The following is a 14,013-nucleotide window of genomic DNA, read 5'->3' on the forward strand; positions in this document are numbered from 1 at the left end:
ATGTCCCTCCCCTGGCTGCGGACCCGCTCGATACGCGCGCGCCTGACGCTCGTCGCGGTGGCCATCGCGCTGCTGATCCTCATCCCGGTCGGCGTCGGCGGCAACCTGATCACCCGCAGGCTGGTGATCGACAACATCTTCGAGGCGAGCCAGAACGTCGCCTCGCAGGTCTCCGCCGAGATCCGCATGGGCACCGTGCCCTCCCCCATCCCGATCCGCGACGAGATCGACTACGTGCAGGTCGTCGCCCCCGGCGGCCGGGTGATCGAGTCGAGCAACCCGGCCCGCGACCTGCCCCCGGTCACGGCCGTCTGGCCGGCCCCCGACAACCGGATCATCCGCTTCACCTCCTGTGCGCTGCCCGAGAAGAGTTGTGTCTACGGTGTCGGAATAAGAGCCACCACCGACGCCAACAGCGAGGTCGTGTACGCCGCCCGCGAGGCCCCCACCTTCCTCACCACGCGCAGCCTGGCCCTGGCGATCGCGGTGCAGGTGGCGCTGCTGACCGCGCTGATCGGCTGGCTGGCCTGGAAGATCACCGGCCGCGCGCTGCGCCCGGTGGAGGACATCACCAACGAGCTGGCCGAGATCACCGTCCGCGACCTCACCCGGCGGGTGCCGGTCCCGCCCGGCGACGACGAGATCGCCCGGCTGGCCCGCACCGCCAACGCCACCCTGGGCCGGATGCAGCGGGCGGTGGAGCAGCAGCGCCAGTTCGCCGCCGACGCCTCCCACGAGCTGCGCACCCCGATCGCGGGCATCCGGGCCCAGCTGGAGAGCGGCCGGCTCCACGTCGAGGACATGCCGGAGGCGATCGAGGCGGCGCTGCGCGACACCGACCGGCTGGAGGCCATCTGCACCGACCTGCTGTTCCTGGCCCGGGTGGGCTCGGCCGAGGCGAACGTCAAGGAGCGGGTCGACCTGGCCGGGCTGGTCGGCGCCCGGCTCAAGCCCAGCTCCGAGCGCATGCCGCGCAAGCTGCGCCTGGAGCCGGGCGTGGTCGTCGAGGCGATCGAGCCGCAGCTCGCGCGGGCCTTCGGCGAGCTGCTCGACAACGCCGACCGGCACGCCGCCAGCGAGGTCACCGTCAGCCTCGCCACCGAGGGCTGCGAGGCCGTGCTGACGGTGCAGAACGACGGCGAGGGCATCGCCGAGGCCGACCGCGAGCGCATCTTCGAGCGGTTCACCCGGCTCGACACGGCCCGCAGCCGGATGCGCGGCGGCACCGGCCTCGGCCTGGCCATCGCCCGCGAGGTGGTGGAGGCCCATCACGGCACGGTCAGGGTGGAGCCGGTGCCCGGCGGCGTCAGCTTCGTGATGCGGCTGCCTCTCGCCGGTCCGCCACCGCCTGACGACCGATGAGGTCGTCCGGCGGGGCGTCGGGCACCTCGGCGTCGAACCGGGCCAGGCGCGGCACCCGCAGCGCCACGAGGGCGATCAGGGCGATGGCGGCGGCGAAGACGACGTACAGGAGCCCGATGCCGGCGCCCTTCGGGCCGTCGACGAGGTTCTCCATGAGCTCCGAGCCGAACGGCGCGACCACGCCGAAGGCCAGCGGCAGGGTCGACCAGGCGATCAGGGTGTTCAGCGCGATGACCCGGCCGTGGAACCGCTGCGGCACCTTGACCTGGACGATCGTGGCGTAGATGCCGTTGACGACGGTCAGCGCGAGCGACATGCCGAACGCGCCGAAGGCGATCACCGCGAGGTCCTGCCGGAGCCCCGTGACCGCGCAGAAGACCGCGAGACCCAGGGTGGCCAGCAGCATGCCGCGCATGCGGCGCCGGCGCGGGCCACCCCACAACGCCACCGCGAGCCCGCCGAGCAGCACGCCGACGCCGCCGGCGACCGACACCCGGGCGACGTCGTCGAGGTCGTTGCCGCCGAAGGCCAGCACGAGCGGGCTGAGCAGCAGGAACAGCGGCGACAGGAAGACGTTCAGGCCCGCGAAGAACAGCAGCATGGCGCGGAAGCTGCGGTTGAACCAGGTGTAGCGGAAGCCGCCCACCATCTCGGCCCAGATGGTCTCGCGGCGGCGCAGCCCCATCGTGCGGGGGAACTTCACCAGCAGCACCGAGACGATCGCGAAGGTGTAGCTGGCGACGTCGATGACGAGGATGCCCTCCAGGCCGATGGTGCCCATCAGGCCGGCGGCGATCAGCGGCACGATGAGCTGGGCCGAGCCGGTGACCATCTGGACGACGCCGTTGGCGTGCCCGAGCAGCCGTTTGGGCACGAGCTGCGGGATCGACGCGCCGTAGGCGAGCCGCTGGAAGGTCAGCGCCACCGACTGGACCGCCAGCAGCGGGTAGATCGCCCAGATGTGCAGGTTCCCGGTCCACAGCAGCACGCCGAGCGCGAGCTGCGTCGACCAGGCGCCGAGGTCTCCGGCGAGCATGACCTTGCGGCGGTCGTACCGGTCGACGATGACGCCGGCGAGCGGGGCCACCAGCATGCCGGGGAGCAGGCCGATGACGGAGAACAGCGCGAAGTTGACCAGTGAGCCGGTGGTGGCGTAGATCCACAGCGGCACGGCGAACTCGGTGAGGGCCGAGCCGATGATCGAGACGAGCTGACCGGCGGCGACCGCGCCGAACCGTTTCATGCTGGGCTTCGGGCCCTCGTCGGCGACGGGCTCGTCGGAGGTCGCCTGCGTCCACCAGGTGCGTTCGGGGGTGCGGGGCACCTTCTCGCGGGTGGTGACGATCTCGGCGAGCTCCTCGGCGCGGTGCTTGAGGAAGAAGTGCCCGGCCTCGTCGAGCACGACGCACGAGCTGGCCGGGGCCAGCCGGAGCCACTCGCGGAAACGCTCCTGGTAGAACTCGGTGGCCGGGTCGCGTTCGCCGACGACGGCGGTGATCGGGGCGTTGATCACCGGCCCGCCGGTCTCCGACCAGAGCCGGGTGAAGTAGGCCTCGGCCTCCCGGGTGCCCTCGCGGCGGTTGCGGATGATCGCCTTGAGCTGGTCGTCGTCGAGCTCCTCGACGTCGAGGCCGGCGGCGATGAGGCCGTTGGCCCACATCCGGTCCGAGCGCAGCTTCTCGGCCATGGTGCGCACCCTGCCGACCACCGAGCTCGGCCGGGAGAACGGGAAGACGCCGCCGAGGTGCAGCACCTCGACCTCGCGTCCGGCGGCCTCCAGGCGGCGGGTGATCTCGACCGCGAGCATCACGCCGAGGCCGCAGTGGCCGTAGAGGGCGATCGGGCCGGGAACACGTTCGAGGATCTCCTGGACGCACGCGTCGGCGACCTCGGGGATCGGCCGCGCCTCCTCGTCGAGGCCCCACTCCTGGCCGGGGACGGCCACGGAGTAGAGGGCGACGTGGTCGGGCAGGGCGTCGGCGAGGGGCTGGTAGATCGCGGCGCTGCCGCCGCCGTACGGGACGCAGACGAGGGTCGTGGTGGTGCGCCGGGGCGGGGTGAGGCGGTGCAGGAGGCGGCGTGGGCCGTCGTCCGTGCGGGAGGCCAGGGCGCGGACCGTGCGGTGCCTGAAGATGTCCATGATCGTCACCGGGCGCTCGGTGACGCGGCGGAGCTTGGCCACCACCTGGGCGGCCAGCAGGGAGTGGCCGCCCAGGGCGAAGAAGTCGTCCTCGGCGCCGACCTGGTCGACGTTGAGGACGGCGGCCCAGACGTCGGCGATGGCCTGCTCCAGCGGGGTCGCCGGGGGGACGTAGGCCGACTCCGACTGGCGGTCGGTGCCGGGGTCGGGCAGGGCGGCGCGGTCGACCTTGCCGTGCGACTTCAGCGGGAGGGCGTCGAGCCAGACGTACCGCGACGGGATCATGTAGTCGGGCAGCAGGCCGGTCAGTTCGGCGCGCAGGTCGCGCGGCTCGCCGACCAGGTAGGCGACGAGGCGGTCGTCGCGCAGTTCGACCACCGCCTGGTCGACGGCGTCGAGGTCGGCGAGCACGATCTCGATCTCGGCCAGCTCCACCCGGTAGCCGCGGACCTTCACCTGGAGGTCGCGGCGGCCGAGGAACTGGAGTTCGCCCGACGGCAACCAGCGGCCGAGGTCGCCGGTGCGGTACATGCGGGCGCCCGGTCCGCCGAACGGGTCGGGCACGAACTTCTCGGCGGTGAGCGCGGGCCGGCCCAGGTAGCCGCGCGCCAGCCGGTCGCCGCCGAGGTGGACCTCGCCGGGGACGCCGACCGGGCAGGGGTTCCCGGCGGGGTCGAGGACGTAGACGCGGGCGCCGGGCAGCGGGCGGCCGATCGGCAGCAGGCCCCTCTCCCCCTCCGCCACGTCGTGGGTGGTGACGCCGACGGTGGCCTCGGTGGGGCCGTAGTGGTTGACCACCCGCAGACCCGGCCGCCGCAGGGCCGCCGCCCACTCGGCGGGTGAGGCCTCGCCGCCGAGCAGCAGCAGTTCCCTCGGCAGGACGTCGGCCTCGGGCAGCAGCGACGCCAGGTGCGACGGGGTGATCTTCAGGTGGTCGCTGTCCCGCAGGGTCACCGCGAGCTCCTCGGCCGGGAGGCGCGGGTTGAGCAGCGTCAGCGTGCCGCCGGTCATCAGCGACAGGTAGAAGACGGTGATGCCGAAGTCGAAGCTCAGCGACTGGAGCAGCGCGTAGGACCCCTGCGGTCGGGGGTTCAGGCGCTCGCGCACGCCCGAGAGATAGGTGAGGATCTGCCGGTGCTGGACGGCCACGCCCTTGGGGCGGCCGGTGGTGCCGGAGGTGTAGATGACGTAGGCGAGGTCGGTCTCGGTGACCTCCGGCAAGGGAGAGGCGCCGCGTTCGTCCGGAGTCACCGTGTGGGTGACGCCGGGCAGGCCGCGCCGGGTGACGGCGATCTCGATGCCCGCGTCGTCCACGAGGTAGGCCAGGCGGTCGTCGGGTTGCGCCGGGTCAAGCGGCACATAGGCGGCGCCCGCTTTCAGCACGCCGAGGATGGCGACCGCGATCTCGGCCGACTGCTCCAGGCAGACGGCGATCCGGGTGTCGCGTCCGGCGCCGAGGTCGCGTAATCGGGCGGCCAGCGCGTCGGAACGGTCCGCCAGGTCGCCGTAGGTCAGGTCGACGCCGTCGCAGCGGACGGCCACCCGGTCGGCCGGGCCGCGGACCACCTCGTGCAGGAGCGTTCCCGCCCGGTCGACGGGACCGCCGTCGGAGAAGGCCGGCACGTCGCCGGCCGGGAGGGGGTAGGAGGAGATCGGCCGGTCGGGGTCGGCGACGACCTGGCCCAGCAGGTCGGCGAAGTGCCCGGCGAAGCGCTCGACCGTCGCCCGGTCGAACAGGTCGGTGTTGTACGCGAACTGGGCCCAGTAGCCGCCGGGGCGTTCGTACAGGTAGAGCGACAGGTCGAAACGGCTCACCCCGGCCTCGACGCGGAACGGGGTCAGAGTCAGGCCGTGGCCGTCGAGGCCCTGCCGCCAGTTCTGCAGCGCCATGGTGACCTGGGCGATCGGCGAGCGGGAGACGTCGCGTTCGACCTCCAGCTCCTGGACCAGCCGGTCGAAGGGGAGCTCCTGGTGGGCGTAGGCGTCGAGGGCACGGTCGCGGACCCGGGTCACGAGGTCGGCGAAGGTCGGGTCGCCGCTCAGGTCGGCGCGCATGGCCAGGGTGTTGACGAACATGCCGGCCACGTCGTCGAGTTCGGGCACGCTCCGACCGGCGATCGGGGAGGCGACGGCGAAGTCGTCCTGGCCCGCGTAGCGGCCCAGCAGCACCTGGAAGGTCGCCAGCAGGACCATGTAGGGCGTCACGGTGCCGTCGCGGGCGACGGCGACGTCCACCGGGATCTCGTACATCGCCCCCGCGTGGCCCATCTCGGGCGGGCGCGGCCGGTCGGTCGGCAGGTCGAGCACCGGGACGTCGCGCAGGTGCTCGCGCCAGTGGGCGATGTCCCTGGCGTGGTCGCGGTCGCGCTGCCAGACGGCGTAGTCGGCGTAGGCGACCTGCGGCGACGGCTTGAGCGCCTCGCCGCGGGCCAGGGCGAGCAGCTCCGACAGCACGATGTCGTGCGACCAGCCGTCGGTGACCAGGTGGTGGGCCGCCAGCAGCAGGATCCGGTCGTCGGGCGCGAGCCGGACCACCAGGGCGCGCAGCAGCGGGCCGTGCTCCAGGTCGAACGGGCGTCCCAGGGCGGTCTCGACGATCTCCCTGGCCTGCTCGTCGGTCTCGGCCTCGGCCAGCCGGAACTCGGCCCCCGCCTCGGGCCGCAGGGTCACCACCGGGAGGCCGTCGTCGTCGGCGGCGAAGCGGGTGCGGAACACCTCGTGCCGGGCCGCGACCTGGTGGAAGGCCGCTTCGAGCACGGCGTCGTCGAGGTCGCCCTGGAGGCGGATGGTCAACGGGACGGTGTAGGTCGTGGTGCCCGGCCGGTACTGCTCCAGGAACCACAGGCGCTCCTGGGCCGGGGAGAGCACGAGGGGCGCGGCCGGGTCGCGCGGGGGTATCGCCCGGGTCTCCTCCCGGCGTCGTAACCGCTGGGCGAGGAGGGCCTTCTTGTCGGCCGACAGTGTGCTCACGGAACGTCTCTTCCGACGACGGTTTGTCAATTTCCCTTACTGTAAATAGTCTTTACAGTTGGGCGGAGATCGTCAGTCTCGCACGCCCGCCACGTGCAGACAATGACCGGGACGAGGGCTTGTCGGCCCCTCCGTCCGCGTGGTTCACTGACGGCGATCTCGCTAACTGTAAGCAAACTTTCCAGTTTTAGTTTGGCGGTTCCCCCCTTGGCTCGCGCCCTCTCCCCGGCCCAGGAACGCCTGTGGTTCCTGCACCAGCTCGACCCCGCAGACCCGTCCTACACGACCTGCCACGCCTACCGGTTGCGCGGCCCCCTCGACGTCCCGAGGCTGGCCCTGGCGTTCGAGACCGCGGCGACCCGGCAGGAGAACCTGCGCACCCGCTTCCCCACCCCGGCGGCCGAGGTGCTGCCGCCGGGCCCCGTGCCGATCGCCCAGGTCAGGGCGGCCGACGCCGACGAGGCGCGGGAGATGGTGCGCGAGCTGGCCAACACGCCGATGGACCTGTCGCAACCCCCGATCACGGTCGTGCTGATCGAGCTGGCCCCCGACGACCACGTGCTGGCCATCGCGCTGCACCACATCATCGCCGACGGCCTGTCGGTGGCGGTGCTGGCCCGCGAGCTGGCCGACGCGTACGGCGGAACTGGAGCGCTCCCACCACTGACACCGCAGGTCCACGCCCCCGAGGCGGGGCACACCGGCTGGTGGGTGGAGCGGCTCCAGGGGGTGCCGGTGCTCGACCTGCCGACCGACCTGCCGCGCCCGGCGCGGCGCGGCGGCGCGGGCGCCGAGGTGATCGTGGAGATCGACGCGGCGACCGCCGAGCGGGCCGCCGAGACGGCGCGGCGCATGCGGGCCACCCCGTTCATGCTCTACATGACCGCGTTCGCGGTGTTCCTGGCGCGGCACTCGGGCCAGGACGACTTCTGCGTCGGCACTCCGGTCTCCCGCCGCGACCACGTCGGCCTGGAGCAGGTCATCGGCCACCTGACCAGCATGCTGCCGCTCCGATTAGCCCCGGCCGGCACGTTCACCGAGGCGATCAAGGCCACCCGGCGGACGCTGATCGAGGCCATGTCCCACGCCGACGTGCCGCTGGAGCGCGTCATCGCCGAGCTCGGGCTGCCCCGCGACCTGAGCCGCACCCCGGTCTACCAGACCATGTTCGCCCTGCACAGCTACACCGCCGACACGGTGCCGAGCCCGCTCCCCGGCCTCGACGCCGAGTCGTTCCCGAGCGGCTGGACCGGCGCCCGTTGCGACCTCTCGCTCGATCTGTGGCCTGACTCCGACGGCTCGATCACGGGCTCGCTGATCTACTCCACCGAGCTGTTCACCGAGGCCACGGCCCGGCGCATGGGCGCCAGATTCGCCACCCTGCTGACCGCCCTCCTCGACGACCCCGACCGGCCGCTCGACACCGTGAACCTGCTGCCCGACGAGGAGCGGGCCTGGCTGACCGAGCAGGGCCAGGGCGCCCCCGGTCACCACGTCGCCACCTGGACCTCGTTGTTCGTCGAGCAGGCCCGGCGCACCCCTGACGCGCTCGCCGTCGACGACGTCACCTACGACGAGCTGCTCCGCTGGGCCACGTCGGTGGCCGCCTCGCTCCCGCCGGCGCGGCTGGTCGCGATCAGGACCTCGCGGGGCGTGCAGACGATCGTCGCGATGCTCGCGGCCCACTTCGCGGGGGCCGCCTATCTGCCGGTCGACCCCGCCTATCCGCAGGCGCGCGTTGAATACATTCTGAAAGATTCAGGCGCGGAGGTCGTGCTGCGCGACGAGGATCTCGTCGTCCCGGAGGCCGACTTCACCCCGACCTCCCCTGACGCGGCCGCTTACATTCTCTACACCTCGGGGTCAACCGGGCGGCCGAAGGGCGTGGTCGTCCCGCACCCCGCGCTGGCGAACCTGTTGCTCGGCATGCGGGACATCGTCGGGTCGACGCCCGGCGACGTGTGGCTGGCGCTCACCAGCACCGCGTTCGACATCTCGGCCGTCGAGCTGTTCCTGCCGCTGATCACCGGCGGGCGGGTGGTGTTCGCCGACGACGCCCGCGACGCCCAGGTCGTCGCCGACCTGATCCGCGACCACGGGGTCACCCACGTGCAGGCGACGCCGTCGGGCTGGCGGGTGCTGCTCACCGCCGACTGGCCGCCGGTCACCGCGATCACCGCCGGGGAGCCCCTGCCGCCCAAGCTGGCCGGGGAGCTGACCGCCCGCACCCGCCGCCTGATCAACGGCTACGGGCCCACCGAGACGACCATCTACTCGACCACCTGGGACGTCCCGCGCGGCGCCGAGGCCATCAGCATCGGCCGCCCGACGCCGGGCACGGTCGTGCGGGTCGTCGCGCCCGACGGCGACCTGGCCCCCATCGGGGTGCCCGGGGAGCTGCGCATCGGCGGGCTCGGGGTGGCCCTGGGGTACCACGAGCGGCCGGAGCTGACCGCCGAGCGGTTCACGCCCGACGGGTTCTACCGCACCGGCGACCTGGTCAGGATGCTCGGCGACGGGACCCTGGAGTTCCTCGGCCGCACCGACAACCAGGTCAAGCTCCGGGGGCACCGGATCGAGCTGGGCGAGATCGAGACCGTGCTGGAGTCGATCGACGGGGTCGGCCAGGCGGTGTGCGCCGTCCAGGACGACACCATCGTCGCGTTCGTCACCGGCGACGCCGCCGCCGTGCGCGACGAGACGCGGCGGGTGCTGCCGGCGTACATGGTGCCGAGCCGGGTCGTCGTGCTGGACGCGCTGCCGCTGACCCCCAACGGGAAGGTCGACCGGAAGGCGCTGCCGAGGGCCGAGGCGGCCCAGGCGCCGGCGCGCGTGCTGCGGACGCGGACCGAGCGGCTGGTCGCCAAGGTGTTCGCCGACGTGCTCAAGACCGAACTGCCGGGCGGCGACGACGACTTCTTCGCCCTGGGCGGGCACTCGCTGCTGGCCACCCGGGTGATCGCGCGCCTGCTGGTCCGGCTGCCGGTGAGCACCGTGTTCCTGCACCCGACGGTCGCCGGGCTGGCCGCCCAGGTCGACGCGGCCCGCCCGCCGGTCGACCACGTGCCCCGGCCGCGCCCGGCCGGGACGGTGCCGCCGCTGTCGGCCGGGCAGGAGCGCCTCTGGTTCCTCAACCGGCTGCACCCCGACACCGACGCCGGGTTCAACATGTGGATGGTCCGGCACCTGGCCGGCGACCTCGACCGCGCCCGGCTGCAGGACGCCCTGACCACGGTCGCCCGGCGGCACGAGATCCTCCGCACGAGCTTCCCGGCGGTCGACGGCGAGCCCGTCGTCGAGATCCTGGACACCACGCCGGTCATCGAGTGGATCGCCGCCGACGACGCCGCGCGCCCGGTCGCCGACCGGGTCAACACCCCGTTCGACCTCACCGCCGGACCGGCGATCAGGGTCACCGTGGTCGAGGTGCCCGACGGGCACGTGCTCTGCCTGGTCGCCCACCACGTCACCGGCGACGGGGTGTCGCTGAACATCCTGCTCGACGAGCTGGCCGACGCCTACTCCGGCGTCGAGCTGCCGCCGGTGCCGCTCCAGTTCGGCGACGTCGCGGTCTGGCAGCGCGCCCGCGACGCCGGCCCGGCGGTCGACTACTGGCGGCGGCAGCTCGCCGCGCCGACCCCGCTCGACCTGCACCCCGACCGGCCCCGCACCGGCAACGCCGGGCCGAGCGCCACGGTCACCTTCCGCGTCGGGCTCGCCGAGACCGAGCGGCTGGTCGCGCTGGCCCGCGACAACCGGGTGACGCTGTTCATGGCGCTGCTGGCCGCCTACCAGACCACGCTGGCGCGGCACACCGGGCACACCGACATCCTCGTCGGCACCTCCAACGCCGGGCGCGACACCGTCGCGCTCGAATCGGTGATCGGCTACCTGACCGACATCCTGGTGCTGCGCGGCGACCTGTCGGGCGACCCGCTGTTCACCGACCTGCTGCGGGCCACCCGCACCACCGTCCTGGACGCCTTCCAGCACCGCGGCGTGCCGTTCGAGAAACTGGTCACCGAGCTCCGGCTGGAGCGCGACCTGACCCGCACGCCGGTCTTCCAGACGATGGCGATCCTGCACACCCACGAGACCGGCCGGGTGCCGCGCCCGTTCGCCGGCCTGACCGTGACCGACCTGCCGTCCGGGCACGCCCAGGCCAAGTTCGACCTGCTGCTGGAGGCCTGGCAGGACGCCGAGGGCCTGCACGTCCAGCTCGAGTACGACACCCTCCTCTACGACGCCGCCACCGCGCGGGGCGTGGCCGAGCGGCTGCGCACGCTGCTGCTCGGCGTCGCCGCCGACCCCGCCCGCCGCCTGTCGGAGCTGCCGCTGCTGACCGACGCCGACCGGGCCTTCCTCGACGAGGCCGGGCACGGCCCCGCCGTCCCCGACCCCGAACGGGTGCCCGCCATGATCGCCCGGCAGATCGCCGAGCGGCCCGGCGCGGTGGCCGTCCGGACCGACGGGCGCGCCGTCGCCTACGGCGAGCTCCCCATCGCCGTCCACGAGAACGGGCGGACGATCCGGGAGGTCGGGCTCGACCGGACCCCCGAGGGCATCGGGGCGCTCCTGGCGGCCTGGGCCTCGGGGGCCGCCTACCTGCCGGTCGACCCGGCGCTGCCCGAGGCGCGCAAGGCGTTCCTGCGCGCCGAGGCGGCCGGGGGGAGCTACGAGGACGCCGCCTACGTGCTGTTCACCTCGGGCTCCACCGGCACCCCCAAGGGCGTCGTGGTCGGGCACCGGGCGCTGGCCACGCGGGTGACGTGGATGCGGGAGGCATACGGGCTCACGCCCGACGACCACGTGGTGCAGTTCGCGGCCTACTCCTTCGACACCCACGCCGAGGAGATCTATCCGGCGCTGGCGGCCGGGGCCACCCTCGAACTGCTGCCCGGCGGGCCGCTGACGCTGCCGGAGTTCCTGGCCTCGCCGCGCGGGCGCGACGTGACGGTGCTCGACCTGCCGACGGCGTACTTCCACGAGCTGGTCACCCTCGACGTCGAGATGCCCCCGGGGCTGCGGCTGGTCATCGTCGGCGGCGAGGAGCTGAGCGGGGCGGCCGTGGCCCGGTGGCGGGAGCGGTTCGGCGACACGGTGCGCCTGGTGAACACCTACGGCCCGACCGAGGGCACGATCATCGCGACGGCGGGCGACGTGACCGGCGACGAGGAGCGCCCGTCGATCGGGCGGCCCGTCGGCGGCGTGGTCGTGCTGGTGCTGGACGCCCACGGGCGTCCGGTGCCGCCGGGCATGCCCGGCGAGCTCTGCCTGGGCGGGCCGAGCCTGGCCGACGGCTACCTCAACCGGCCCGCGCTCACCGCCGAACGGTTCCGGCCCACCCCGCAGGGGCGGGTCTACCTGACCGGCGACCGGGCCCGGTTCCTGGCCGACGGGCGGCTGGAGTTCCTCGGGCGGATCGACGACCAGGTCAAGGTGCGCGGGCACCGGATCGAACCGGCCGAGGTCGAACTGCGGCTCACCGCGCATCCGGCGGTCACCGGGGCCGTGGTGGTCGCCGACGCCGACCGGCTGGTCGCCTACGTCACCGGGACCCGGACCGACCTCGCCGAATGGGTGTCGGAGGCGCTGCCGGCGTACATGGTGCCCTCGGTCTGGATGTGGCTGGACGCGCTGCCCCTGACCCCGCACGGGAAGGTGGACAAACGGGCGCTCCCGGCGCCCGACGCGGGCGCCTCGCTCGGGCACGTCGAACCGCGCGGCGACGCCGAGGCGCTCGTCGCGGAGGTGTACGACTCGGTGCTCGGCCTCACCGGGGTCGGCGCCCTGGACGACTTCTTCGCCATCGGCGGCCACTCGCTGCTGGCGGCCCGCGCGCTGGCCCGGATCAAGGCCATCACGGGGATCGAGGTGCCGATCAGGGTCATCTTCGACTGCCCGACCGTGGAGAAGCTGGCGGCGGTGCTGGAGGAGATGATCGTCGCCGAGCTCGACGAGCTCTCCGACGAGGAGGCCGCCGCGCTCGTCCACGGGACGCCCCAGTGACCGCCTTCTCGGGGCTGCCGGCCCGCGAGGGCCCGCTCACGATGGGGCAGGCCAACATGGTGCGCTGCGTGCGCACCGACCCGCCGGAGCACATGAACTACCGAGTGGTGCGCGGCCTGCCCGCCGGGGCCTCGGTGGAGGACGCGGTCCGGACGCTGGTGGCGCGGCACGAGTCGCTGCGCACCACCTTCCACGGCGACGTCCAGCGGGTGCACGGCTCCGGCGTGATCGCGCTCGGCGCCGAAGCCGACCACACGGCGCGCTTCGACGTGGAGAACGAGCTGCCGCTGCGGGTCGGGGTGTCCGGCGACCAGGTGACGCTGGTGACCACCCACAGCGCCGCCGACGCCGCCGGGCTGGCCGTGCTGCTGGCCGACTGGGACGACATCGTCGTCGGCAAGCCGCTCGACCCCGTCACCGCGCCGCAGCCCGTCGACGTCGCCCTGGCCGAGACCTCGCCGGCCGGGCGCAAGCGGGCCGAGGCGGCGCTGCGCTACTGGGACGGCGCGTTGTCGCGGGTGCCGCGCTCGACGCTGACCGCCTCGGTCGACGACACCGGCCACGAGTGGCGGCTGCCCCGCCTGCGGATTCGGTCGGCCGGCGCGGCCCGCGCGCTGGCCCGCATCTCCGCCCGGACGGGCGTCAGCGGCTCCGCCTCCGTGCTCGCCGCCTACGCGGCCCTGTCCGGGCTGCGCGGCGGGCTGCCGCTGACGGGGGTGTTGTCCATCTCGGCCAACCGGTTCCGGCCCGACCTGCGTTCGTACGTGGGGCCGCTGGCCCAGGACGCCCTGGTCCCGGTGCCCGTGTCGGCCTCCTTCGAGGAGGTGCTCGCGGGGGTGCGGGGGGCGACGCTGGGGGCGTACCAGAACAGCCGCTTCGACGCGGACGCGCTGATCTCGATCATGGAGCGGGTGCAGCGGGAGCGGGGCGTGTTCTTCGCCCGTGACCTGGTGTTCAACGACATGAGCGGCACGGGCCGCAACGGGCGCCCGGCGACCGCCGGCGACGAGGTCCGCGCGACGTGGCTGCCGGAGGCGACGTTGCCGTGCCGGACGGCGCTCTGGGTGCACCGGCTGCACGGCGAACTCGACCTGACCCTGTGGGCCGACCCGCGCGTGCTGCCCCGGGAGGACGCGCTTCTGCTCGGCGAGGGAATCGCGCGGATATTGATCGCCGCCGGGGACGGAAATGTCTCCGACATTTCCGAAATTTCAGGAATTGCACCGATTGAGCGGGACGATTCCTGGGTGTTCACCGATGGCCAATGGGTCTCATTGCCGGAAGTGACGAAACTCGTGACCGACGCCTGCGGCATTCCCGCGTCGATCGGCGCCGATCTTGTCTGCCGGGTGGAAACGCCGATGACCCCGGCGGAATTGCACACCGAATGCCTCCGCCTGCTCCCTGGCCGAATGGGGGCGATCACCCCGCGCCACTATGTCGTGGCGGGAGCCGAGGGCTCCGGCCGCTGAGGGAAGCCTTCTGCCCGAAATCCAGGAAAGGCGCGGGCGGGTCGGGCGGCCACACGTCGT

The 14,013-nt window shown here is 73.3% G+C and carries 4 protein-coding genes; 3 read left to right on the plus strand and 1 reads right to left on the minus strand.

The features are described 5' to 3' along the window. Complete coding sequence (locus GT755_RS03295; RefSeq protein WP_161478180.1) at nucleotides 1-1,362, plus strand: sensor histidine kinase; 1,362 nt, start codon at nucleotides 1-3, stop codon at nucleotides 1,360-1,362. Here the strand turns inward: GT755_RS03295 and GT755_RS03300 are convergent. Beyond that, on the minus strand, nucleotides 1,307-6,472 hold the full coding sequence (locus GT755_RS03300) for a non-ribosomal peptide synthetase/MFS transporter (RefSeq protein WP_328794147.1): 5,166 nt from the start codon (nucleotides 6,470-6,472) through the stop codon (nucleotides 1,307-1,309). The genes GT755_RS03295 and GT755_RS03300 overlap by 56 nt on opposite strands. A 207-nt stretch (nucleotides 6,473-6,679) precedes the next feature. Here GT755_RS03300 and GT755_RS03305 point away from each other — a divergent pair, with 207 nt between their 5' ends. Together GT755_RS03305 and GT755_RS03310 are read left to right on the plus strand one after the other, a co-directional pair. After that, nucleotides 6,680-12,481 carry a non-ribosomal peptide synthetase gene (locus GT755_RS03305; protein WP_161478182.1) on the plus strand — a complete coding sequence of 1,934 codons (5,802 nt, stop codon included), beginning with the start codon at nucleotides 6,680-6,682 and terminating at the stop codon, nucleotides 12,479-12,481. Next, entirely contained in the window at nucleotides 12,478-13,953 is a 1,476-nt protein-coding gene (locus GT755_RS03310; RefSeq protein WP_161478183.1) for a condensation domain-containing protein, read from the plus strand. Before GT755_RS03305 ends, GT755_RS03310 begins: the two co-directional genes overlap by 4 nt. Nucleotides 13,954-14,013 lie beyond the last annotated feature (60 nt).

The sequence above is a fragment of the Herbidospora solisilvae genome (assembly GCF_009901565.1).
GTDB classification, from domain to species: domain Bacteria; phylum Actinomycetota; class Actinomycetes; order Streptosporangiales; family Streptosporangiaceae; genus Herbidospora; species Herbidospora solisilvae.